This window comes from Ancylobacter mangrovi, from assembly GCF_024752355.1.
Taxonomy (GTDB): domain Bacteria; phylum Pseudomonadota; class Alphaproteobacteria; order Rhizobiales; family Xanthobacteraceae; genus Ancylobacter; species Ancylobacter mangrovi.
The window spans coordinates 29703-52364 of the sequence record NZ_JANTHZ010000004.1 but is presented as its reverse complement, the minus strand read 5'-3'; the positions used below and the strand labels follow the sequence as shown (position 1 = coordinate 52364).

Annotated in this window: 20 protein-coding genes; 11 read left to right on the top strand and 9 right to left on the bottom strand. The window is 69.4% G+C overall.

The window, feature by feature from the left end:
- Window positions 1-5: 5 nt before the first annotated feature.
- The 4 genes from NVS89_RS10980 to NVS89_RS10965 all read right to left on the bottom strand — a co-directional run bounded on the left by NVS89_RS10980 (window position 6) and on the right by NVS89_RS10965 (window position 5389).
- The gene (locus NVS89_RS10980) at window positions 6-569 is read right to left on the bottom strand and encodes a chemotaxis protein CheB (protein WP_258732778.1); all 564 of its coding nucleotides are present in this window, start codon (window positions 567-569) and stop codon (window positions 6-8) included.
- Window positions 566-1417 (bottom strand): CheR family methyltransferase, encoded by an 852-nt coding sequence (locus NVS89_RS10975; protein ID WP_374114559.1) that lies wholly within the window; start codon window positions 1415-1417, stop codon window positions 566-568. Before NVS89_RS10975 ends, NVS89_RS10980 begins: the two co-directional genes overlap by 4 nt.
- Window positions 1402-4872: a response regulator gene (locus NVS89_RS10970; protein ID WP_258732775.1), complete on the bottom strand. Its 3471-nt coding sequence runs from the start codon at window positions 4870-4872 to the stop codon at window positions 1402-1404. Before NVS89_RS10970 ends, NVS89_RS10975 begins: the two co-directional genes overlap by 16 nt.
- Before the next feature lie 127 nt (window positions 4873-4999).
- Window positions 5000-5389 carry a response regulator gene (locus NVS89_RS10965; protein ID WP_258732774.1) on the bottom strand — a complete coding sequence of 130 codons (390 nt, stop codon included), beginning with the start codon at window positions 5387-5389 and terminating at the stop codon, window positions 5000-5002.
- Between the two features lie 274 nt (window positions 5390-5663).
- Between NVS89_RS10965 and NVS89_RS10960 the strand changes: the two genes are divergently transcribed.
- The 9 genes from NVS89_RS10960 to NVS89_RS10920 all read left to right on the top strand — a co-directional run bounded on the left by NVS89_RS10960 (window position 5664) and on the right by NVS89_RS10920 (window position 13446).
- Window positions 5664-6299 (top strand): response regulator, encoded by a 636-nt coding sequence (locus NVS89_RS10960; RefSeq protein WP_258732773.1) that lies wholly within the window; start codon window positions 5664-5666, stop codon window positions 6297-6299.
- Window positions 6299-7660 carry a histidine kinase gene (locus NVS89_RS10955; protein WP_258732772.1) on the top strand — a complete coding sequence of 454 codons (1362 nt, stop codon included), beginning with the start codon at window positions 6299-6301 and terminating at the stop codon, window positions 7658-7660. Before NVS89_RS10960 ends, NVS89_RS10955 begins: the two co-directional genes overlap by 1 nt.
- A gap of 90 nt (window positions 7661-7750) precedes the next feature.
- On the top strand, window positions 7751-8701 hold the full coding sequence (locus NVS89_RS10950; RefSeq protein WP_258732771.1) for an AAA family ATPase: 951 nt from the start codon (window positions 7751-7753) through the stop codon (window positions 8699-8701).
- Complete coding sequence (locus NVS89_RS10945; protein ID WP_258732770.1) at window positions 8695-9534, top strand: DUF58 domain-containing protein; 840 nt, start codon at window positions 8695-8697, stop codon at window positions 9532-9534. The genes NVS89_RS10950 and NVS89_RS10945 overlap by 7 nt, the downstream gene beginning before the upstream one ends.
- Window positions 9521-9862 (top strand): hypothetical protein, encoded by a 342-nt coding sequence (locus tag NVS89_RS10940; protein WP_258732769.1) that lies wholly within the window; start codon window positions 9521-9523, stop codon window positions 9860-9862. Before NVS89_RS10945 ends, NVS89_RS10940 begins: the two co-directional genes overlap by 14 nt.
- On the top strand, window positions 9859-10800 hold the full coding sequence (locus tag NVS89_RS10935) for a VWA domain-containing protein (RefSeq protein ID WP_258732768.1): 942 nt from the start codon (window positions 9859-9861) through the stop codon (window positions 10798-10800). Before NVS89_RS10940 ends, NVS89_RS10935 begins: the two co-directional genes overlap by 4 nt.
- Window positions 10797-11681 (top strand): VWA domain-containing protein, encoded by an 885-nt coding sequence (locus NVS89_RS10930; protein ID WP_258732767.1) that lies wholly within the window; start codon window positions 10797-10799, stop codon window positions 11679-11681. The genes NVS89_RS10935 and NVS89_RS10930 overlap by 4 nt, the downstream gene beginning before the upstream one ends.
- On the top strand, window positions 11678-12292 hold the full coding sequence (locus NVS89_RS10925) for a hypothetical protein (RefSeq protein WP_258732766.1): 615 nt from the start codon (window positions 11678-11680) through the stop codon (window positions 12290-12292). The genes NVS89_RS10930 and NVS89_RS10925 overlap by 4 nt, the downstream gene beginning before the upstream one ends.
- Window positions 12286-13446, top strand: coding sequence for a hypothetical protein (locus NVS89_RS10920; protein WP_258732765.1), 1161 nt, complete (start codon window positions 12286-12288; stop codon window positions 13444-13446). Before NVS89_RS10925 ends, NVS89_RS10920 begins: the two co-directional genes overlap by 7 nt.
- A gap of 133 nt (window positions 13447-13579) precedes the next feature.
- Here the strand turns inward: NVS89_RS10920 and NVS89_RS10915 are convergent, their stop codons facing one another.
- Entirely contained in the window at window positions 13580-14233 is a 654-nt protein-coding gene (locus tag NVS89_RS10915; RefSeq protein ID WP_258732764.1) for a hydrolase, read from the bottom strand.
- A gap of 152 nt (window positions 14234-14385) precedes the next feature.
- On the opposite strand from NVS89_RS10915, the gene NVS89_RS10910 reads away from it, so the two are divergent.
- Window positions 14386-15279, top strand: a complete 894-nt coding sequence (locus NVS89_RS10910; protein ID WP_258732763.1) for a LysR family transcriptional regulator — start codon at window positions 14386-14388, stop codon at window positions 15277-15279.
- A 212-nt stretch (window positions 15280-15491) separates the two neighbouring features.
- The gene (locus NVS89_RS10905; RefSeq protein WP_258732762.1) at window positions 15492-16427 is read left to right on the top strand and encodes a pirin family protein; all 936 of its coding nucleotides are present in this window, start codon (window positions 15492-15494) and stop codon (window positions 16425-16427) included.
- 146 nt (window positions 16428-16573) lie between these two features.
- Here NVS89_RS10905 and NVS89_RS10900 read toward each other — a convergent pair whose 3' ends face one another.
- From NVS89_RS10900 to NVS89_RS10885, 4 genes are read right to left on the bottom strand one after another with little or no spacing between them, the layout of a single operon-like run.
- Window positions 16574-18049 (bottom strand): gamma-glutamyltransferase, encoded by a 1476-nt coding sequence (locus tag NVS89_RS10900; protein ID WP_258732761.1) that lies wholly within the window; start codon window positions 18047-18049, stop codon window positions 16574-16576.
- A gap of 18 nt (window positions 18050-18067) precedes the next feature.
- A complete protein-coding gene (locus tag NVS89_RS10895; protein WP_258733020.1) occupies window positions 18068-18796 on the bottom strand; it encodes an SDR family NAD(P)-dependent oxidoreductase in 729 nt (242 codons plus the stop codon).
- An 11-nt stretch (window positions 18797-18807) separates the two neighbouring features.
- Window positions 18808-20565, bottom strand: a complete 1758-nt coding sequence (locus NVS89_RS10890) for a hydantoinase B/oxoprolinase family protein (RefSeq protein WP_258732760.1) — start codon at window positions 20563-20565, stop codon at window positions 18808-18810.
- Entirely contained in the window at window positions 20562-22622 is a 2061-nt protein-coding gene (locus NVS89_RS10885) for a hydantoinase/oxoprolinase family protein (protein ID WP_258733019.1), read from the bottom strand. Before NVS89_RS10885 ends, NVS89_RS10890 begins: the two co-directional genes overlap by 4 nt.
- Window positions 22623-22662: the final 40 nt, after the last annotated feature.

Here is a 22662-nt window from a genome sequence, read left to right as displayed (position 1 = left end):
CGCGTTCAAACCTCCCGCAAATATTCAGCTATCGCGCTCAGGGACATGACCTGCGCGTCCGGACAAAGAACGATCGCCGCCTCGGGCATCGCCGACGCGAATGCCTCGTCGGGATTTTGCACCAGCGCCGTGCCGCCGAGATCGACGACCGTGCTCAGCCCGTGCGCGCCGTCCTGGTTGGCGCCGGTGAGCACGATGGCGATCAGCGCCGACCCATAGGCGTCGGCCGCGCTCTCGAACAGCACATCGATGGAGGGGCGGGAGAACAGCACCGGCTCGTCGCTGGACAGCGAGAGGGTCCGGTCCATTTCCACGAGGAGATGATAGTCCGGCGGGGCGAAATAGACCGTGCCGCCGGTGATCGGCTCCTTGTCCTCCGCCTCGCGCACCTCGACCAGGCACTTGTTCTGGAACAGTTCCGCCAGCACGCTCTGCTTGTCGGCGGGCACATGCACGACCACCATGATCGGCAGCCTGAACCCGGCCGGCAGCTGGGGCAGAATGGCCGACAGCGCCTCCAGCGCCCCGGCCGAGGCGCCGATCACGACCGCTTCCGAGCGCGCCGTCATTGCGCGCTCCTCTGGTAGATCTTCTCCTCGCGCACGAAGTCGACGAAGGAGCCGGCTTGGCTGGAGAAGCGCAGGCTCTCCTTCGCGCCCAGTCCCAGGAAGCCCTTTCGCACCAGCGAACCCTCGAACAGACCCAGCGCGCGATCCTGCGCGGAGCGATTGAAATAGATGAGGACGTTCCGGCACGAGATGAGATGCATCTCGCCGAAGACCGCGTCCGTCACCAGGCTGTGGTCGGAGAAGACCACCTTCCGGCGCAGGCTCTTGTCGAAGGACGCCCGGCCATAGGCCGCGTGATAATATTCCGACAGCGAGTGACGCCCGCCCGACTTGCGGTGGTTCTCGGTGAAGAGGGGAATGCGATCGAGGCTGAAGATGCCGGTATCCGCGGCGCGAAGCGCCTCCTGATTGATGTCGGTGGCGTAGAACAGCGTCCGCTCTTCGAGGCCCTCCTCGCGAAACAGGATGACCATGGAATAGAGCTCCTCGCCCGCGCTGCAGCCCGCGATCCACACCTTGAGGGAAGGGTAGGTGCGCAGATGCGGCACGACCTTCTCCCGGATGGCGCGGAAATAGGAAGGGTCGCGGAACATCTCGCTGACCTGCACGGTCAGGAAGCCGAGGAGGCGCGGCAGCATGTCGGGATCGCGCATCAGCGCGTCCTGCATGGCCGAGAAGCTGGCAAACCCCAGCTGCTGGCGTCCCTGCCGCAGCCGCCGCTTTATCGAGGCCATGGCGTAGTCGCGGAAATCATAGTGGTAGCGGTAATAGAGGGCGTCCAGCAGCAGCCGGATCTCGATGTCCTCGGTCCGCTCATGGGCAAGATCGTCTGTCACCGCGGCATCCATACGCGTACGAGGGACAGGAGCTTTTCGACGTCGAGCGGCTTGGCCATGTAGTCGTTGGCGCCGGCATCGACGCATCGTTGCTGGTCGTCGGGCATCGCCTTCGCGGTGAGGGCGATGATCGGCAGTTTCCTGAAGGCCGCGTTCCGGCGGATTTCGCGCATGGCGGTGAGCCCGTCCATCACCGGCATCATCACGTCCATCAGGACAAGGTCGATGGAACCCGCCGCCGCGTCGGCCGACTTCGCCAGCGCGTCGAGGGCTTCCTGGCCGTTGCGGGCGATCTCGACGATCGCTCCCCTCGGTTCGAGGATGTTGGTCAGCGCGTAGACGTTGCGAACGTCGTCCTCGACCACGAGGATCCGCCGGCCCTCCAGCAGGGCATCGCGGTTGCGCGCCTTGCGGATCATCTTCTGCTGCTCGTCCGGCAGTTCCGACACCACCTGGTGCAGGAAGAGGCTCACCTCGTCGAGCAGGCGTTCGGGCGACTTGGCGCCCTTGATGATGATCGATTTCGAATAGCGGCGGAGCTTCTCCTCGTCGTCCATCGACAAGTCGCGGCCGGTGTAGACGATGGCCGGCGGGAAGGCGTAGGCGCTTTCCTGGCTCAGCGTCTCCAGCAGCGAGTAGCCGGAGGCGTCCGGCAAGGTCAGGTCGAGCACCATACAGTCGAAGGTCTGCTCCTCGAGCAGCTTGAGGCATTCGGCCGCCGTTCCCGCGGTGACGGTCTGGACGTCGTGCGAGGACAGGAGCTGCGCGACGGCGTCCCGCTGCACCGGATCGTCCTCGACGATGAGCACCCTGTGAAGGCGCTGCAGGAGCTTCGCCTCGAGCTTCTTCAACACCTCGACCAGTTGCTCGCGCTGTATCGGCTTGAGCGCATAGCCGACGGCGCCGAGCGAAAGCGCCGTCTCCATGTTGTCGGTGGCCGAGACGATGTGAATGGGAATGTGGCGGGTGCGGACATCGTGCTTGAGCCGGTCGAGCACCGAGAGGCCGGACTGATCGGGCAGGCCGACATCGAGCACGATGGCGTTGGGCATGAACTGCCGCGCCATCGCCAGCGCCTCCTCGGCCGTGCCGGCGATCAGCGCGCGGAAGCCCATTTCGCGCGAGAGATCGCGCAGGATTTCCGCGAAGGTGTCGTCGTCCTCGACCACGAGCAGCACGCGCTTCTCGTCGGCGGGCGCGTCGCGGTCGTCGTCCACCTTGCGGTGGGGCCTCGCGGGCGCCGCCCGCCCGGTCTCGGGCTCCGCCGGCGCCGCCACGGCCGCGCGCGGCGCCGGCGGGTCACGCGGCGCGACGTTGGCGGGGTCGTATTGGTTGGGAATGATCAGGGTGAAGGTGCTTCCCGCGCCTTCTCGGCTCTTCAGCTCGATCGAGCCGCCCAGAAGCCGCGCGAGCTGGCGCGAGATGGAAAGCCCGAGGCCGGTGCCTCCATATTTGCGGCTGATCGTGCCGTCGGCCTGATGGAAGGCCTCGAAAATCGAGTTCTGTTGCTCGGCGCTGATGCCGATGCCGGTGTCGGACACCGCGAAGGCGATCCGCCCGTCGCCCACCGGACTGATCGACAGGCCGACCTTGCCCGTTTCCGTGAACTTGAAGGCGTTCGACAGAAGGTTCTTCAGCACCTGTTCGAGGCGCAGGCCGTCGGTGTCGATAGTGGCGGGGCAATCGGGCGCGAGCTCGACGACGAAGTCCAGGCGCTTCTGCGCCGCCACCGGCTGAAACAGCGGGCGCAGATTGTTGGCGACGCGCTGCAGCGGAAGCGTTTCCGGCTGGATCTCCACATGGCCGGCCTCGATCTTGGACAGGTCGAGAATGTCGTTGATGAGGTTCAGCAGGTCGTTGCCCGACGACTGGATCGTGCGGGCGTATTTGACCTGCTCCTCGGTCAGGTTGTCGTCGGGATTGTCGGCCAGCAGCTTGGCGAGGATCAGCGAGGAGTTCAGCGGCGTGCGCAGCTCATGCGACATGTTGGCGAGGAAGTCGGACTTGTAGCGGCTGGCCTGCTCGAGTTCGCGCGCCTTGAGCTGGACCGAGGCATTGGCGCGCTCCAGGTCGTCGCGCTGGGCCTCCAGCAACTGGGTCTGCTCTTCCAGCTGGGAATTGGTCTGCTCCAGCTCCACCTGCTGCTGCTCGAGCCGGGCCTGCGATTCCTTCAGTGCGCGGCTCTGTTCCTCCAGCTCCTCGTTCGAGACGCGAAGCTCCTCGCTCTGCGTCTGCAATTCTTCCGACTGGCGCTGCGTTTCGTCGAGAAGGGCCTGCAATTCGCTGCGATACCTCGCCGAGCGCACCGCGAGCGCGATGGATTGCGATGCCCGGTCGAGCAGTTCGAGCGTCGCGGCGTCGACCGGCTGCAGGAAGCCGAGCTCCATCACCGAATTGACGTTGCCGTCGACGCCGCCGGGCGAGATGGCGATGGTCCTCGGCTTGTCCTGCCCCATCGCCGAGCCGAAGGCGAGGTAGCCGTCCGGCACGTCGTCGATGAGACGCGGCCGGTTCTCGACCACCGCCTGTCCGAGAAGCCCCTCGCCGACGCGCAGCTCGGCGGGAATGTTCGCATCGTCGGGCACGCCATAGGTGGCCGTGCGCCGATAGCGGGAACTGTCGGCGACGAAGAGCGCGCCGGCGACGGCGCCGAGATATTTGGTGAGGAACGCCAATATGGTCTGCGAGAGCTGCTCGATGTTCTGGTCGCCCATCATCGCGGCGGCGAGCCCCACCTGACCGCCCTGGAGCCATTGGTCCCGGCGTCGCGCCAGGGTGGCCCGGCGGATGAGGAAGGCGATCGAAAAGGTGAGTAAAATGCCGAGAAGGCCGGACAGCAGGCTGCTGGCGAGGGCGACCTGCTGGGACCGGTTCATCTGAGCCAGTCTTTCGCCACGCAACCGGACTTCTTCCTGCGTCATGGCCGCAAGCTGCGTGCGGATCGCGTCCATCTCGACCTTGCCGCGGTCGGAGTTGACGACGGCGAGAGCCGCCGGCAGCCCATCGGTCCGGCGAAGGTTGATGGTTTCGCCGAGCTCGTTCAGCTTGGCGGCCACATGCAGCCGCAGCAGCGCCAGCCTCGGCTTCTGGGACGCGTTGTCGCTGGTCAGCTCCGCGACCTCGTCGATCTTGGCCGGAATGGCGGCAAGCGCGAGCTGGTACGGCTCGAGGTATTTCTCGTCATTCGACAGCAGAAAGCCGCGCTGGCCCGTCTCCGCGTCCTGGGCGCTCGAGCGGATCGCCGCCAGAGCGACGATGACCTCGTGCGAATGAAAGATCTTCTGGCTGTTGTCCTTCAGCGCCTGAAGATTCAAATAGGCGATCGTGCCGCTGAGCAGGAAGAACACGATCGCTCCGAGAAGGCCGATCGCGACCGCGGGGTCGAGCCCCAGCCCGCGCCCCAGCTCCAGCCCGCGCCCCAACCCGCGCTCAAGCCCGCGTTCGAGCCCGCGCTCCCTTGCACCCATTGCCGAACCTTGTGTCATGACGCTGCCGTTCGCGAGAAGTGGCTTTCAGAAAGGGTGCGAGAACGATGGCCCGCCTTGCGCGGCAACCGCCGGCCGGCACGCACGGGGCACCGAAAGGGCGACACCATCATTCGTCCCCGTCGCCGATCAGGCCGCGCAGCGTCTGCGACAGCTGGGTCTTGGACAGGGGCTTGTTCAGGAAAATCCCGTTCGCGGGAATCTCCTCGCTGGCGACAGGGCGCCGGCCGGAGATGACGATCACATGAATCGAGGGCCAACGCTCGCGCACTCTTCTGGCGAACTGCAGGCCGTCCATCGTTCCCGGCATTTCTATGTCGGTGATCAGCACGCGAACATCGGGACGGGACGAGAGAAGCGCCAGCCCGTCATCGGCGGTTGACGCTTCGATGGTCGCGAACCCGGCCGATTCGACCGCATTGATGGTATCTATTCTTACGAAGAACTCATCGTCGACAACAAGAACCGTCGAGGTCCCACTCTCACGGCAGAGAGACATCTACAAACCTTGAGTTGCACTATCGGTCTATGGCACGCCGGCGCAGGTGATTGCCGCCCCTCCCGGCGCCCACTAACTGCGATCGCGACCCAAGGTTCCATGTTTTGTTAAAATATCCAGCTTTTGTGAAAATATCCGAGCCGCCGCTCCCCTCCCGGCCTCACCCGGGCCGCGATATGCCCATGCCCATGCCCATGCCGAGGGCGCGCGCAACCCGTGCGCTCGCACCCCCGTCGCCGTTTGCGTGGTGACGGGCTCGCTATATCCTGACGGCATGGATCTGATCCGCATCATTCTGGTCGATGATCATCCGATCGTGCGCGAGGGCTATCGACGCCTGCTCGAACGTCATCCCGGCTTCTCGGTCGTGGCGGAGGCCGGCGACGGCGAGGGCGCGGCGGCCGCCTTCGCCGCACACCGGCCGGACATCGTGCTGATGGACCTTTCCATGCCGGGCGGGGGCGGGTTTGCGGCGGTGGAGGCCATTCTGGCGCGCGATCCCCAGGCCCGCATCCTCGTCGTGTCCATGCACCAGGGCGCCATATTCGCGCAGAAGGCGATGGCCGCCGGGGCGCGCGGCTTCGTCTCCAAGAGCAGCCCGCCGGACGAGCTCGTCCGGGCCATCAGGACCGTCATATCGGGACGGCGGGCGCTCTCGTCCGACGTGGCGCAGGAGTTCGCCCGCACCTCGATCGAGGATGACGATTTCGCCAGCCTGACGCCGCGCGAACGCGACATCCTGTTCCTGCTGGTGCGCGGCAAGAACGGCCGTGCCATCGCCCTCGACCTCGGTCTCTCGTCGAAGACGGTGCAGAACAACCTGTCGCAGATCCGCGCCAAGCTCGGCGCCTCCGGCGACGCCGACCTCGTGCTCAAGGCGCAACGCGCCGGCCTCGTCCCGGCCCTGTAATGCGCAGGCTGCTGCCCCAGCTCGTCCTTCGGGTGCTGGCGGCCGGGTTCGTCACCGTGATCGTCGCCGCCGGCTGGGTGCTGTGGGACACGGCCAACGCCGCCCGCCACGACGTGGGGATCACCTCCACCCGCGTCGCCGACGCCATCGCCGCGCGGCCGGACTTCATCGGCCTCGCCTTCGGCGGCGTGGCGCCGACCCCGGTATTCCGCGACTGGCAGGAGTTCCCCGCCTGGACGCTGATCGCGCCGGGCGTATGCGTCGAGTTCGGCGCACGCGATCAGCCCGCGCACCGGCGCTGCGGTCCCTATCTCGCGGCGGAGGGATCTCCGCCCGGCTGGTTCGTCTGGCTGGCACAGCGGATCGGACTGGTGCCGGCCCCGAGCATCACGCCGGTGCGCATGCGCTACGCGACCGATGCCCGCGTCACCGCAAGCGCCGATCCCGGCGTTATCGTGGCCCGTGCCTGGGCCCGCACCGGCGACCTCATGCGCGTGGCGGTGGGGATGGCGATCGGCGGCGCCCTCCTCACCGGCCTGCTCGTCGTCCGGCTGCTGGCGCCGTTCCGCCTCATCCTGCGGGGTATCGAGCGCCTGCAGCGCGGGGACTTCGCCACCCATCTGCCGCGTCTGCGCGTGACGGAATTCGACCGGCTTAGCACGGCGCTGAACGACACCGCCGCCACCCTTCAGGAGGCGCAGGCGATGCGTACGGAGCTCACCCGCCGCCTGTTCACCGTGCAGGAGAGCGAGAGGCGGGCATTGGCGCGCGAGCTGCACGACGAGTTCGGCCAGTGCCTGACGGCGACGCGCGCGCTCGCCGCCGCGATCGCCCATTCGGGCGAATCCACCGCGCAGGACGGAACCCGCATCGCCGAGATTTCCGGTCAGATGATGGACAGCCTGCGCGCCGAGCTCTCCCGGCTGCGCCCGCCCGATCTCGACGATCTCGGGTTGCGCCCGGCGCTGGAGCGGCTGATCGCCGACTGGCGCAACCGCGCGCCGGCGATCCGCTTCGCCCTGGAGCTTGTCGGCGACATCGACGGCGTGTCGGACGAGCTGGCGCTCAGCCTTTACCGCATCGCCCAGGAATGCGTGACCAATGCCATCCGTCACGGCGCGCCGAAGGCCGTCGCGCTGCGGATCGAGGTCGCCGACGCCATCACGCTGACCGCCACCGATGACGGCTCGCCTCGCCATGACGGCTCGCCTCGCCATGACGGCTCGCCTCGTCATGACGGCCCGATTGGCGACGGCTATGGCCTGCTCGGCATACGCGAACGGGTCGACGCGCTCGGCGGCAGCTTCACCCTCGCGCCGGTCGAGGGCGGCATGCGTGCCATAGCCCGCCTGCCGCACTGATCCGGGTGATCTTCCCGGGTCGGCCGGGAAGCCCTCTCTGGCGACCGCTTCCGCGCCGGCGCATCCTCCCTCGACACGGGGAGGTGCCGCATGAACGACATGAGCCATCCGATCGCGCGGCTCGGCGGCGAGGTCGCGGCCGGGCTGATCGGCCATGAGGAGATGGTCGAGCGTCTGCTCGTCGCCCTGCTCGCGGGCGGGCACGTGCTGATCGAGGGACCGCCCGGTATCGCCAAGACCCGTGCCGTCAAGCGGCTCGCCGCCTGCCTGCCGGGAAGCCATGCGCGCATCCAGTGCACGCCGGACCTGCTGCCCTCCGACCTCACCGGCACGCAGGTGTTCCGCCCGGAAACCGGCGGTTTCGACTTCGTGCCCGGTCCGCTGTTCCACGCGCTGGTGCTGGTCGACGAGATCAACCGCGCGCCGCCGAAGGTTCAGTCGGCCCTGCTGGAGGCCATGGCCGAGGGCCAGGTGACGACCGCCGGAATAAGCCGTCCGCTGCCCGATCCCTTCATGGTCGTCGCCACCCAGAACCCCATCGAGCACGAAGGCACCTTCCCGCTGCCCGAGGCGCAGATGGACCGTTTCCTGCTGCATCTCTCGCTCGGCCTGCCCCTGGCCGAGCAGGAGCGGGCCATTCTGGATCTGGTGGCCGCCGAGCGCATCGCGCCTCCCGCCCTCGCGGCGCCGCCGCTCGCCGCCGACGTGCTGCTCGAGGCCAGGGCCGAGGTCGCGCGCGTGCATCTCGCGCCGGCGCTCAAGGATTTCATCGTCCGCCTGGTCATGGCGTCGCGGCCGGGCGGTGCGGTCGCGCAGTGGGTCGAGCACCCCATCTCGCCGCGCGGCACGCTGGCCCTCGCCGTCGCCGCGCAGGCGCGGGCCTGGCTGAAGGCGCGTGATTACGTGCTGCCCGAGGACGTCACCGCTCTCGCTCCCGACGCGCTGGCGCATCGCCTGATCCCGAGCTGGACGGCGCTCGGCGAAGGCCGCACGGGGCGCAGCCTCGTCGCCGACATGCTGCGGATGGTCGAGCCATGGTGAGCGCGGCGCTCGCGGCGCCCGGCATCCGTCTTCAGGTCGCCGAGCTGCTGGCCCTGCGCGAAGGGCTGCCGCAGCCGGTCCGCCATCGCCCCGCCACGCGCCGGCCGGGCGCCGTCCCCGCCAGGGCGCCCGGCGCGGGCATGGATCTGCGCGAAATCCGCGGCTTCGTGGAGGGCGACGACGCGCGGCGGATCGATCCGGCCGCCACCGCCCGCACCGGCACGCCGCACATCCGCAGCTTCCACGAGGATCGCGACGACACGCTGCTGCTGATCGCCGATTTCCGCCCGCCCATGCTCTGGGGCACCGGCGCGACGCTGCGCTCGGTTCGCGCGGCGCGGCTGCTGGTGCGGTGGGGTTGGCAGGCCGCCGCGCGCGGGGCCTCGCTCGCGGCAATGAGCCTCGACGCGAGCGGGCTGGCCAGCGTTCCGCTCGGCGGCGGCGTGCCGCAGATGGGCCGGATCAGCCATATGCTGGCCAGTCGCCATGACCGGGCCCTCGCTGCCGGCGCCGACGCTCCCTCCCTCTCCGAGGCGATCCTGCGTGCCATGCGGCTCGCTCCGCTCGGCGCCGAGGTGCTGATCGCCAGCGGCACGGACGGCATCGCTCCGCAGGACGAGCCGGCGCTTGCGCGGCTGGCGCGACGGCGCAAGGTCCGCCTGCTCCTGCCGCTGGACCCGCTGGAAACGGCCCCGCCCGGACGGGCGCTGCCGGTGCGGGCGGGCACGCAGCATCGCCTCGCGCGGCTGCAGCCCTTCGATCCCGCCGCGCTGGCACGGCGGCTGCGGGTTCTGAACGTCAGCCTCGAGGCGATCGGCCATGACGCAGGCTGAGCTGATCGCCGCGCTTCCAAAGGGGCGCCTGCCGCCCGAGCTGATGCAGCTTCATGCCACCGACCTGGTGCTCCTGTTCGGTGCCGGGCTATTGCTCGCCGCGCTCGTGTCGATGCTGGCGATGCCGATGCTGGAGCGCCGGCCGTCACGGCGCGCGCTCATCCGTGCCACACGCGCCATGCCGCCCCAGGAGCGCGCGCTGGCGATCGCCCGCATCCTCGGCCATTTGCCGGACGAGCTGCGCGCGGGGGCCTACGGCGCCGCTCCGCCGCCCGACCCGGCGGTTGTCGAGCGCATCGCGCTGACGGCGAGGCGCCGACCGCGATGAGCTTCGCCTTCCCCCTTGCCTTGCTGCTGCTTCCGCTGCCCCTCCTTGTCTGGCGCCTGCTGGCCGTGCGGGCCCCGGAGGCTGCGGCCTTGCGCGTCCCGGCCGATGTCCTTGGCGCCGCCACGCCCGCGCGGGGCCGGGACGACCGGGTGGGCCTCGCGCTGATGGTCGCTTCATGGGCGGCGCTGGTCCTGGCGCTGGCGGGTCCGCGGGTTCCGGCGGTGAAAAATGTCGTCACCGCATCGGGGCGCGAGATCGTGCTGGCGCTGGACCTGTCCGGCAGCATGGTGAACGAGGATTTCGTGCTCGACGGCAAGCCGCTGTCGCGGCTGGATGCGGTCAAGCGCGTCGCTTCCCGCTTCGTCGCCGCCCGGCGCGGCGACCGCATCGGCCTCGTCATTTTCGGCGACCAGGCCTATGTCGCGCAGCCGCCGACCTTCGACGTGGAGTCGGTGGCCTACGCCATCAACGCCGCCCAGATCGGCGTGTCCGGCCGCTCCACCGCAATTTCGGACGGGCTCGGCCTTGCCACGCGGCGGCTGATGCAGTCCGACGCGAAGAGCAAGGTCGTCGTGCTGCTGTCGGACGGCCTCGACACTTCCAGCAAGGTGCAGGCGATCGACGCGGCGCGGCTTGCCGCCACCCACGGCGTGCGGATCCATACCATCGCGCTCGGGCCGGACGATCTGGAGAACCAGCCGGAGTCCCGCGACGCCGTGGACGCCGCCGCGCTCGACGCCATGGCCAGGGCCGGCCACGGCACGAGCTTCCGGGTCCGCAGCATGGAGGACCTCGAGGCCATGGCCGCGTCGCTCGACGCGCTCGAGCCCAATCCGATGAACCGTCCCCCGCTCAGCTACTGGCGTCCGCTCTGGATCTGGCCGGCCGGTGTCGCCATGGCGGCCGCCCTGTTGCTGGCACTGCGGAGGCAGGCATGAACGATCTCGTCCTGCTGCGCCCCGGATGGCTGGCGGTGCTTCCCCTTCTCCTGGCCGTCGCGCTCTGGCGCTGGTGGCGCGGCCCGGCCGCGGGCGGCTGGGAGCGGGTGATGCCGCCCGCCACGCTCGCGGCGATGCGGGCGCTCGGCCATCTGCGCGGTGCCGCCGTCTATGCGGGCCTCGCGCCACTCGTCGCGGCGGGGCTGATCGGCCTCGGCCTTTGCGGCCCGGCGGTGCCGCGTGCCGATGCGCCGCTGCTCGCGGGGAGCGGCGAGATCCTGATCGCCCTCGACCTTTCGCCTTCGGTCGCCGAAGGCCCGGCCAGAGCGGACGCGCAGGCCGCCGCGGCGGGCGTGCTGGCTGCCGCCAACGGGCGCCCGGTGGGCCTGCTGCTCTATGCCGGCGAGGCCTACCCGATCGCCGCCCCCACGGCGGACCCGGCGACGCTGGAAAGCCAGATCGCCGTCCTCGGCCCCGACACCATGCCGGGCGGCGGCAGCCGGCCCGCCGCCGCGCTCGCCCTGGGCCGACAGATGCTGGAGGCGGGCCGCAATGCCGACCTGGTGTTGATCTCGGACGGGGGTGGCATCGACGACGCCACCCGCGCCGAGGCCGGGCGTCTCGCCGATGCGGGCATCGGCTTGTCGGTGCTGACGCTCGCGGCAGGCGCGGGCGGCACGGCCGACCTCGCGGCGCTCGAGGCGCTTTGCAGCGTCGCCGCCCCCGCCCGCGCGCCGGAGCCGGTGCTGCGACGCCTGTCGCGCGGGGGCGGGCTGGAACGCGATCCGGAGCTGGCGGCACTGGAATTCCGTGATCTTGGCCCGTTCGTCGCGGCGCTCGCCGTCTTTCCGCTGCTCGGCCTGTTCCGGAGGCGCAGATGAACCGCGTCGCCCTGCTCGCCGCGGCCGGCCTCGCCTGCATCGTTCTTGCCGGCCCGGCCGCCTGGGGGCGTCTCGCCGTGTGGACCGGCGCTCCGGGTGGCGCGACGCTGCTCGACGGCGCCGCCGCGCGCGGCCTCGCGCTCTATCGCGACGGCGCCTATGCCGCCGCCGATGCCGCCTTCGCCGAGGCGGGCCGCAGCCAGACCTTCAACCGCGCCCTCACCCTGGCCGCGACCGGCAGGCACGCCTTGTCCGTCGCCTATTTCGACGCCGTGCTCTTCGCCGCCCCGGGCGACGCCGAGGCGCGCCGCCTGCGCGATCTCGTCGATACGCTGGTTCCCAAGACGACCGGTGACGGGTCGGTGCCCGGTCGGCTTCCCGGTCATGGTGGCCTCGACGCCTCGGGCGAGGCGAGCGGCCGGATGATGGCCACCACCCCGGACCCTGCGGGGAAGAAGCCCATCGAGGCGCGTGGCTTCGCGGCGTCCGACGCCTGGCTCGACACGCTCGCCGACGATCCCGGCGCGTTCCTGCGCGTGCGGCTGCGCAAGGAATATGAGCGCCGGGCGGGCCTCGGCCTGCTCCGGCCGGAGGAGGGCGACAGATGGTGAAGTGGATCCCCGTCCTTCTCATCCTGCTCGCGGGCGGTGCCCATGCCGACAGCCTGCGCCTCGAGGTGCCGCGGATGCGGCCGGTCGTCGGCGAGATGGTCCCGGTGACGCTGAGGGGCGAGTATACGAGCCGGATCGCGCTGGAGGCGCTGACCTTTCCCAATTCCGAAGACTATGACTGGATGCAGCTCGCCCGCGACCAGTGGCGTGACGAGGAGATAGGCGGGCGCACCGTCCGGGTGTTCGAGCGGCGCATCGCGGTGTTTCCCCGCAAGGCCGGCCCGCTCGAGATCGGGCCGGTCACGCATCGCCTCACCGTGGTCCGCCCGGACACCCTGCGCGAGCCGCTGGACGTGACCGCGCCGCCGGTCCGCCTGGACGTCGCGCCCTTTCCGGCGGAGGGCACGCCGTTGGCCGCGCATGGCTTGACCGTCGAGGACACGCTGTCGGCCGCGCCCGGCGCGTTGCGCGACGGCGAGACGCTGGTGCGCCGCGTCACGCTCACGGCGGACGGCGCGCTGCCGCACCTGCTGCCGCCGCGCCCGGCGATGCGCGAGCCCTGGCTGATCAGCTTCGCCGCGCCCGAGCGGCGCGAGATGCGGCCCTCGCCGACCGGGCCGGTGACGACGGTCGTCTGGGAATGGCACCTGCGCCCCAAGACCGGCGAACCGGGCGTGCTACAGGGGGTCTCCATCCCGTGGTTCGATACGCTCGCGCGAGAGATGCGCAGCGCCGAGATCGCGGCGATCCCATTCGGCTATGCGAGCTTCCGCGACAATCGCACCGGCGCGGGCGGTCTTTCCGGCGGGCAGGCGGGCGTCGCCCTGCTTGCTCTGGCGGCGGGAGTGGTCGCTGGCCTGATGGTCGTCGTGGCCGGGCTGTCGCCTCGGCGAAGGGAGGATGCGTGGCGCAACCTGCGCCGGCTGCTGCCCTTCGACCCGACCCGGCGCGCGCTGAAACGTGCCATTCGCCACGGCGATCTTCCGGCGGTGCGGCGCGCGGCCGAACGCTATCTGCATCGCCGCCGCGAACTGGGCCTGCCCGTGAGCGGACGGGAAACCGCCGCTCTCGACGCAGTGCTATACGGACGAACGGGCGCTGCGCCGGGAGTCGGGGCAGACAAGGCCGCGACGGCACTCTTTCGACATGGATGAGGTGCGCCGCTCCCCCTCGCGTCCGCCACGCGCGTCGGAAGGAAGCGGGAGCGAGGCAAGCGGTCACGCCGCCGTTGAGGGCGACGGCGGCTCCGGTGAATTGCCTCGCTAGGGCGCCTCGTTTCCTGTCTGATCAGCCCGCGGCGGTCGGCACCGGCGTGTTGAGCAACTGCTGCTCCCACAGATAGGCGATGCCGCTGCCGCCCCCGTGCTGTGCGAACACCTCGGTGAGCTTGCCGGCCGTGTCGAGCCGGGCCCAGTCGCGCTGCCATTCGGCCGCCACCGCGATCCAGGTCATCATGTTGGCGCCGGCCGCGATCATGCGCTTTATGGCGACCTCATGGGATTCGACCGAAACGCCACCGCAGGCATCGGTGACCACCGTCACGTCCCAGCCCTCGCCGAGCGCCTGGATCGCCGGCATCGCCACGCACACCTCGGTCCACAGGCCGGCGATGATCAGCTGCTTGCGGCCGGTCGCCTTGACCACGTCCACCACCTTCGGGTCCTCCCAGGTGTTGATCAGCGTCCGGTCGATGATCTCCTGGCCAGGGAAGACGTCGGTGATCTGCGGAAACAGCAGCCCGCCCCGCTCGGCGATGACGGTGGTCAGGATCGTGGGGACACCGAAGGCCCTGGCGGCCTTCGCCAGTCCCGCCGTGTTGTTGATGACCATCTGCGGCTCGTGGCTGTTCAGGTTCGCGAGCTGGTAGGGCTGGTGATCGATCAGAACGAGGACCGAATCTTCGGGGCGAAGAAGCGAAGCGAGGCCGTTACGAAAAGTCATTGCTGCGTCCTTTGCTGCCGTTTGGAGCGGCGCTGGGTTTGCGAAGGCATGCGTCGACGGGCGACGCGTGCCGGGCGCAATTTGTCGTTCCGTTAGGTGATGAGGTAGTGCCATGATCGGGCACGCTGTGTCGCGGAACGGGGAACGTCGAATTGGACATCGAGGAACTGCAGACCTTCGTCGCCGTCGCCGATGCGGGCGGCGTATCGCCCGCCGCGCGCCGGCTCGGCATCTCCAAGTCAATCGTCAGCCGGCGGCTCTTCCGGATCGAGGCGGAGCTCGGCGTCCAGCTTCTTGCGCGCACGACCCGCGGCGCCGCGCTCACCGAAGCGGGGATGACGTTCAGGGATCATGCGGCCCGGGCCAGTGCCGAGATCGATACGGCAAGGGAAGCGATCCTCCCGACAGGCGAGCTGCGCGGGCGCCTGAGGGTCGCGATGCCGCTCACCTTCGGCCCGACCCACTTCGCCCCCGTGCTTGCGGAGATGGCGCGCCGGCACGCGCAGCTTCACATCCATACCGTCTACAGCGATCGCTTCGTCGACCTGATCGCCGAGGGCTTCGATTGCGCGATCCGTGTCGGCTACCTTCAGGACTCCAATTTGATCGCGAAGCGCGTCGGGCCGATCTATGGAAAGCTCGTCGCCAGCCCGGACTACATCAGGGCGCATGGCGCACCCGAGACGCTGGAGCAGCTCGCCGACCATCAGGCCCTGATGCAGGGAACCGAACCCTGGCAGTTCATGGATGGCGACAGGATCGCGACGGTGCAGCCGCAGGGCCGGTTCAAGGCCGACAATGCGACCGCGCTTGCTGCCGCCGCCGCGGCTGGTCTCGGCATTGCCTGGCTCCCCGACTGCGTCACCTACGAATATGTGGCCTCGGGCGCGCTCGTTGCGGTGATGACGCGTTATCCGCCGCCGTCGGCGGGCGTGTATGTCGTCCGGCCACCCGGACAGCACCCGGCCCGGAAAGTGCGCGTCCTCATCGACATGCTGGCGGAGTACTTCGCGCGAAATCCGGACGTTTGGGGTCTCGACCGCTGAAACGGGAACGGGACGAAGCGTCGTCGGCGTAGGGTGTCCGGCGGCGGCTCACCCGCCGGCCGCCAGGGTCGACGACATGGCCCGCATGTTCCGCCTGCCGCGACACAGCTCGACGCATCGCGGGCCTAGCCGGGTCGACGCTCATCCGCCAGTTTGCGCATTTGCATCGGCGAGGGCGAGGCCCGCCGCAAGCCCGGGAGAGGATGAGGCGCATGAGTTGGAATCCGGCAATCGAACCGGGCTGTCCCGATGAGGTTGGCCTCGACGCGATCGAAACGCTCATCGTTCCGCGCTCGCGCGATCTCGGCGGCTTCGAGGTTCGGCGCGCCCTGCCGGCACCCAAGCGTCAGATGGTCGGGCCGTTCATCTTCTTCGATCAGGCCGGGCCGGCCGAGTTCCTAACCGGGCAGGGCGTCGATGTCCGCCCGCACCCCCATATCGGTCTCGGCACCGTCACGTACCTCTTTCGCGGCGACTTCCATCACCGGGACAGTACCGGCGCCGACCAGACGATCCGTCCGGGCGAGCTGAACTGGATGGTCGCCGGGCGCGGCGTGACCCATTCCGAACGCACGTCGGCGGAAGCCCGAAGCGGCCCGAACAGCCTGTTCGGCATCCAGACCTGGCTGGCGCTGCCCGAGCGCGACGAAGATATGGCGCCGATGTTCGAGCATCATGGCGGGGCGGCGCTGCCGCTGATCGAGGATCGCGGCGTCTCGGTCCGGCTCATCCTCGGCAACGCCTATGGGGAGTCGGCTCCCGCGACGATGTACTCGCAGACCTTCTACGCCGACGTGGCGTTGGAAGCGGGCAGCCGGCTGCCGATGCCCGACGACCACGAGGACCGGGGCATCTACATCGTCGAAGGCCCGATCTCGATCGCCGGCCAGGATTTCGAGGCCGGCCGGATGATGGTCTTCCGCCCCGGCGACCGGATCACGGTTGCCGCCGGCGACAGGGGCGCGCGCCTGATGATCCTTGGCGGCGCGACGCTTCCCGGTCCGCGCTACATCTGGTGGAACTTCGTCGCCTCGTCGCGCGAGCGCATCGAAGAGGCTAAGGCCCAATGGCGCGCGCAGAACTGGGGCAGGGGGCTGTTCGACTTGCCGGTCGATGACCGGGACGAGCACATTCCGCTTCCGGACTGACGGGAGCCCTTCCGTCGATGGCCCGCGCCGTTTGTTCGGCGCGAGCCCTGCGAGCTTGCAGCGTTGTCCGCGATCTCGCTCGGCAGGGTCGAACGCTGCATTCTAGCGCGCTATGGTGGGTCGCTGAAGCGGCGCCTCCCGATCGTTCAAGCCGCTCCCGCCCAGGTCTCTCGCCGCCAGTCCGCGCAAGAGAAAAGTTGGCCATCCCGCATGCCGGCGCAGACCACCGCACCGAAGCGCAGGTCGCCGTCCTGCGTGAGGATGACGTCGTGGCCTTTGGCCTTCAGCTGCGCCGCATGGGGATGCGCGCGCTCGACCAGCAACTTGCCGTCCTGACTACGCCAGCGCGGACGGGCAATGGCGGTCGCGAGGTCGTCATCCTCGGCGAACATATGGCTGAGAACCTGGGTAAGGGTCTGCACCTGCCCGTCGGCGCCCGGTGTCGCAAGCGCGAGGCAGCCATCGGTCGTCTCGAGCAATGCCGGGGCCAGGGTGTGGACCGGCCGCTTGCCGCCGGCGCTGTCATTGGGGGCCACGGTGAAGCCGGCCGCCCGGTTGTTGAGCGTGAAGCCGCCTTCGGGCACGAACACCGCCGAGCCGAAGCTGTCGAACACGCTGATGAGCGAGGATACGACGAGGCCGTCGCCGTCGGCGACCGCAACGCCCGCCGTGTGGAGATAGGCCCGCGGCCCGGTTCGCCCGCTCGCCTTCTCGATATCGACGGCAAGCCGTTCCGACAGCAGCGCCGCTCCTTCGCCGGCGCGATCGCGGAAGGCGAAGCTGCTCGCGGTCAGCTCGATGCCGACATGGTCTCGCAGCTCCGGCGCGAGATCAGGCAGCCTCTCCTCGGCCGCCAGCACCATGGAGAGCAGGACGCCCTGCGAGATCGGCGGTTGGACATGAAGCCGGCGGCCGCGCCAGTTCGTGGCCAGAGGCGGAGCGACCACACTCGCATGACCGGCAAGATCGGAGGGAGCCATCGCACCGCAATGGCGCTGGATCGCGCCGCAGATGGCATCGGCCATCGCGCCCGAATAGAAGGCTTCTCGGCCTTTCTCACCGATATCGGCGAGCAATCGCGCCAGTTCCGGCTGGGACTGGCGTGTGCCGGCTCGTGCCGAACGCAGGGGCCAGTCCTGCGCACCGCCTCGCACCAGCCGCTCCTCGCAATGGCGGAAGGTCTGCGCGAGATCCTCAGCGACCAGCATGCCGCCCTCCGCCAGACGAATTGCGGGCACAAGGACGCGCTGGAGCGGCAACCGCCCCCACAGGCGGCTCATCTCCACCCAGGCGTCGACGATCCCGGGGACGGAGACGCTGTTCCCGCCATCGGTATCCGCCCGGCTCATGGCGGCCGGAGCGGCTCCGGTGCCGTTGACGGCCATCACCTGGCCGTCACCGCTTCGCACCAGGCAGAGCTGGTCGCCGCCAAGCCCGCAATTGTCCGGCGAGAGCACGCAGAGAACGGCCTGCGCCGCGATGGTGGCGTCGACGGCGGACCCGCCGGCAGTCAGCATCTCGGTCGCCGCCGTGACCGCCAGCGGATGGGCCGCGGAGACGGCCCCGCGATTGCCGAACAGGACGGGGCGCTGGCGCGAGGAAAACGGGTCGGCGATGCGCATGGGGAAGCTCCCGGCAATTCAGACGGCGGTGTAGCCGCCATCGACCACCAGCGAGGTGCCGGTGATATAGGCGGCGGCGGGCGAGGCGAGGAACAGCACGGTGGCGGCGAGTTCTTCCGGCGTGCCCTGCCGACGCAGCGGTATCGCTCCGACGAGATCACGCTCGGCCATCCGCCTGTCCGGCTGGTGTGACCAGAACGGACCGTTGAACGGCGTGTCCACCCAGCCCGGCAGCAGGCAGTTGACGCGAATTCCCTGCGGCGAAAGCTCGTCGGCAAGACTGCGGCAAAGCCCCACGAGGCCGGCCTTGGTCGCATGATAGGCGGGCATGCCTGCATGCCCGCGCAGTGCGCCGGTCGACGAGGTGAAGAGCAGGCTCGGGCTCGGCGAGGCCCGCAGCGCCGGCGCCGCCGCCTGCGCGAACAGGAACGGCGCCGTGAGATTCACCGCAAGGCTCGCCTGCCAGTCGGCGAGCGTCCAGTCCGCGAGCGGCGCCGCGCGCAGCAGGCCGGCATTCACGAACACGGTGTCGAGGCCGCCAAAAGCGTCCAGTGCGGCAGTAACGGCGGACTTCGGGAGCGCAGCGTCCGTGAGATCGCCTACGAGCGCCAGTGCTCTGCCCGCGCCCGGTTCGCGGCAGGCCGCCTCGGCTTCCGCCCGGTTGATGTCGACCAGCAGGACATTGTCGCCCTGCGCGCGGAAGGCGCGCAGGCTCGCGCGCCCGATGCCGGTCGCCCCGCCCGCTATGAGAATGTTGGCTATGACACGCTCTCCCGTGCCGCCCGGGCGGCACGGGTCGCCTCCCGGTCGATGCCTCCCTCGCAGTCCAAGGCGACCGCATAGTCGCGCAGTGCGGCTTCGCGCGAGAGGCGTCCGTCCAGTACGTCGTCGAGCACGCGCTCCGGCTCACGTTCGAGCGGGTTGCCGAAGCCGCCGCCGCCCGCCATGACATGGCTGAACAGCGCTCCCCGCCGGAGCGTCAGCGGCACGGTCGGCAGCACGGGAAGCACGGTGCGTTGATTGCCGTCCTCGACCACATTCATGGAGGGCGTCCCCTCGCCGCCGCCGAACAGCCCGTGCGGCGGGAAGGCTCGCTTGTCCGACCGCACGCCGAGGAAACAGTCGTCGGTCAGTACGCGGTAGTCGCGCCGCAGCGCCAGCCCGCCCCGCCGCCGTCCGACGCCGCCCGTGTCCGGCACCAGCCCGTAATATTCGATGCGCAGCGGGTAGCCGGCCTCGATCATCTCCACCGGCGCGTTGGACTGGTTGGAGCCCATATGCGGGACGCCGTCCTGCCCGTCCTCGTCCTGGCTGGCGCCCCATGTGCCCATGATGCATTCGGAGAATACGAAGGGCTTCCCGTCCAGACGTCCGGCAAAGGTCGGCAGGGTGGAGCCGCCGGCCCCGTCCGCCGTCACCCGGTCGGGCAGCGCGGGAGCGAGGGCGCCGAAAATGCAGTCGATGATGCGGTAGCCTGTGATCCCGCGCGCCCCGCACGGCGCCGGCAGGGTGCAGTTGACCAGCGTTCCCTCGGGCGCGCGTACCGTGATCGGCCGCGTGTAGCCATGGCAGTTCGGCATTTCCTGCGGCATGACCGAGCGCAGCGCGGCGTAGACGTTCGACTTGGTGAACGACAGCGGCGCATTGATGCCGCCCTTCACTTGCGCTGCGGTACCTTCCCAGTCGGCGATGATGGTGTCACCGCTCACCGTCAGGGCGACATTGAGAACGATCGGCTCGGGATGGTCGCCGAGACCATCGATATGATCGGTAAAGCGATAGACGCCATCGGGAATGGCCGCGATGTGATGGCGGGCCATCCGCTCGGCGAGGTCGTGCAGATCGGCGAGCGCCTGCCGCGTGCGGTCGGCCCCGAAGCGCGTGTAGAGTTCGTCGAGGCCCCGCACGCCGGCTTCCGCCGCCGCGACCTGCGCACGAAGATCGCCCAGCACGAGATGGGGCACGCGCACATTGGCCTCGACGATGCGCCAGATCTTGGGATCGTCGACACCGTCCTCGCGCAGTTTGAGGAACGGCAGGCGCAACCCCTCCTGATAGATCTCGGTGGCGCCTATGGAGTTGGAACCGGGCACCAGCCCGCCGACATCGACATGGTGGGCGATGGTGGTCGCCCAGCCCTCCAGCCGTCCCCGGTGGAAGAACGGCTTGATGATATAGATGTCCGGCAGGTGCTGGCCGCTCGCCAGATACGGGTCGTTGCCGATGAAGATGTCGCCGTCGCCGATATCGCCGTCATATTCGCGGATCAGATGGCGCATCGCATCGTGGAAACTGCCCAGATGCATCGGCGTCGTCAGGCCCTGTCCGACGATCTCGCCCTCGGCGTCGCAGACCGCCGTCGAATAATCCATCGAGTCGCGGATGATCGCCGAATAGGCGGTCCGCATGAGGATCAGCGCCATCTCGTCCGCGACGGTGTCGAGGCCGTTGCGGATGACTTCCAGCAGGAGCGGATCAGTGGTCTCGCCGCTTTGCCGAGCGGTTGGGTCGCTCATGCCGGCACCTCCACGGTCTGGTCGATAAGGATGTTGAACCCGTCGTCGAGGCTCGCGGTCCAACCGGGCGGAACGATGGTGGTCGCGTCCGGCTCCTCGACGATCAGCGGGCCGGCGAGCGGCGTGGCGAGGTCGTGGCGCTCGACGATGCGCGTGTCGAGCCAGCCGTCCTCGCCGAAATAGGCCGGACGGGTGGCGGCTTCCCGCTGTTCCGGGCGCGGCGCGAGATGGCTCGCCGGCCGCTCGGCGATGACCGTCCCGATCACGCGCAACGTCACGATTTCGCGGGGATTGGCTCGCGGCAGGCTGTGGCCGTAGGTGCGCGCATGTTCCTCGTCGAATGCGGCGGCGAGAGCATCGCGCATCGCGGCGTCGAACGCGCCCTTCGGCATGTCGACAGCGAGTTCGAACGCCTGTCCGGCATAGCGCAGGTCGACGCGTCGACGCAGTCGGATGGTGTCCGCCGGACGCCCGAGATGATGGAGGACGCCGGCTTCCAGCACGGCGAAGGCGTTCTCCAGCGCAGCCGGTTCGGCCGCATCGAGCGGAGCGAGAAAGCCCTGCGACTGCGCGAACTCGATTTCCGAATAGAGCAGGCCGAAGGCGCTGAACACGCCGGCGGCCGGGGGGATGATGACCCGGCGCATGCCGAGCGAGGCGGCAAGGCCCACTGCATGCAGACCGCCGCCGCCGCCGAAGGCGAGCAGTGCGAAGTCCCGCGGGTCGCGGCCGCGCGAGGTGGTGACCGAGCGCACCGAACGCGCCATGAGCGCATTGGCGATGGCGAGGACGCCATAGGAGGCTTCCTCGACCGTGCGCCCCAGCGGGGCGGCCACCTCGCTTATGACCGAGGCACGGGCCCCCGCAAGGTCGATCGCGACCGTGCCATCGGCAATGGCCACCGGATTGAGATAACCCATCGCGACATTGGCGTCCGTAACGGTCGGCTCCACGCCACCCCTTCCATAGGCGACGGGTCCGGGCATGGCTCCCGCGCTCTGCGGCCCGACGCTGATGTTGCCGGCGGCATTCAGGCGCACGAGGCTGCCGCCGCCGGTTCCGACCTCGGAGACGTCGATGACGGGAAGGCGCAACGCATAGCCGCCGCCCTTCACGAGGCGGCTCGACAGCGAGATGCCTCCGCCGACTTCATATTCGTCGGTGGTGAGATAGCGCCCGCGCTCGACCACCGAGGCCTTGGCCGTCGTGCCGCCGACATCGAGCGCGATGACGTTCTCGAAGCCGGCACGGCGCCCGACATAGCCTGCGCCGATCACGCCGGCCGCCGGGCCGCTCTCCACGACGAGAGCAGGCCGTTGCAGGACGGTCTCGAGATCGAGGATGCCGCCGGAGGACTGCATCATGAAGAGGGGCGCCGTGATCCCCTCCCTGTCCAGGCCGGCGCGCAGCGAGGTCAGGTAGCGGCTGACCGGCGGGGCGACATAGGCGTTGATGACGGTGGTGCTGGTTCGCTCATATTCCCGGATTTCGGGCAATACATCGACCGACAGCGTCACGAAGCGGCCGGGGAGCAGCGCGCGCAACACCTCTCCGGCGCGGCGCTCGTGATCCGGGTTCGCGTAGGAATGCAGAAAGCAGACCGCCACGGCTTCTATTCCGGCGGCATCGATCTGTCGAGCGATAGGCTGCAATGCCGTTTCATCGAGAGGCCGCAGCACCTCGCCGCGCGGCCCCATGCGCTCGGCGACCTCGAAGCGGTGGCGCCGCGGCACCAGAGGCGGCGGCTTGCGATAGAGCGGCTCATAGAGCCGCGGCACGCGGATGCGCCGCAGCTCCAGCACGTCGCGAAAGCCTTCGGTGGTGACGAGAGCGGTGCGGGCCCCCTTGCCTTCGAGGATGGCGTTGGTGGCCACCGTCGAGGCGTGCAGCATCTCCGCGACTTCGGAGGGGGCGACATTCTCGCGTAGAAGAATTTGCCGGCAACCCTCGATGACGCCCCGGGCATAGTCGTCCGGGGTCGAGGGAACCTTGGTGGTGGCGAGGCGCCCGTCCGGGGCCATCAGCACCACATCCGTGAAGGTGCCGCCGATGTCCACGGCGAGGCGGAAAGCGCCGGTAGCGCTCGACGCGATCGGC

Excerpts from the sequence above, each read along its gene's own strand:
- NVS89_RS10935 (WP_258732768.1), top strand. The coding sequence starts at position 9,859 with ATGAGCTTCGCCTTCCCCCTTGCCTTGCTGCTGCTTCCGCTGCCCCTC.
- NVS89_RS10890 (WP_258732760.1), bottom strand. The coding sequence starts at position 20,565 with ATGAGCGACCCAACCGCTCGGCAAAGCGGCGAGACCACTGATCCGCTC.
- NVS89_RS10905 (WP_258732762.1), top strand. The coding sequence starts at position 15,492 with ATGAGTTGGAATCCGGCAATCGAACCGGGCTGTCCCGATGAGGTTGGC.
- NVS89_RS10980 (WP_258732778.1), bottom strand. The coding sequence starts at position 569 with ATGACGGCGCGCTCGGAAGCGGTCGTGATCGGCGCCTCGGCCGGGGCG.
- NVS89_RS10930 (WP_258732767.1), top strand. The coding sequence starts at position 10,797 with ATGAACGATCTCGTCCTGCTGCGCCCCGGATGGCTGGCGGTGCTTCCC.
- NVS89_RS10945 (WP_258732770.1), top strand. The coding sequence starts at position 8,695 with ATGGTGAGCGCGGCGCTCGCGGCGCCCGGCATCCGTCTTCAGGTCGCC.
- NVS89_RS10950 (WP_258732771.1), top strand. The coding sequence starts at position 7,751 with ATGAACGACATGAGCCATCCGATCGCGCGGCTCGGCGGCGAGGTCGCG.
- NVS89_RS10965 (WP_258732774.1), bottom strand. The coding sequence starts at position 5,389 with ATGTCTCTCTGCCGTGAGAGTGGGACCTCGACGGTTCTTGTTGTCGAC.
- NVS89_RS10970 (WP_258732775.1), bottom strand. The coding sequence starts at position 4,872 with ATGGGTGCAAGGGAGCGCGGGCTCGAACGCGGGCTTGAGCGCGGGTTG.
- NVS89_RS10920 (WP_258732765.1), top strand. The coding sequence starts at position 12,286 with ATGGTGAAGTGGATCCCCGTCCTTCTCATCCTGCTCGCGGGCGGTGCC.
- NVS89_RS10940 (WP_258732769.1), top strand. The coding sequence starts at position 9,521 with ATGACGCAGGCTGAGCTGATCGCCGCGCTTCCAAAGGGGCGCCTGCCG.
- NVS89_RS10955 (WP_258732772.1), top strand. The coding sequence starts at position 6,299 with ATGCGCAGGCTGCTGCCCCAGCTCGTCCTTCGGGTGCTGGCGGCCGGG.
- NVS89_RS10915 (WP_258732764.1), bottom strand. The coding sequence starts at position 14,233 with ATGACTTTTCGTAACGGCCTCGCTTCGCTTCTTCGCCCCGAAGATTCG.
- NVS89_RS10960 (WP_258732773.1), top strand. The coding sequence starts at position 5,664 with ATGGATCTGATCCGCATCATTCTGGTCGATGATCATCCGATCGTGCGC.
- NVS89_RS10900 (WP_258732761.1), bottom strand. The coding sequence starts at position 18,049 with ATGCGCATCGCCGACCCGTTTTCCTCGCGCCAGCGCCCCGTCCTGTTC.
- NVS89_RS10975 (WP_374114559.1), bottom strand. The coding sequence starts at position 1,417 with ATGGATGCCGCGGTGACAGACGATCTTGCCCATGAGCGGACCGAGGAC.
- NVS89_RS10925 (WP_258732766.1), top strand. The coding sequence starts at position 11,678 with ATGAACCGCGTCGCCCTGCTCGCCGCGGCCGGCCTCGCCTGCATCGTT.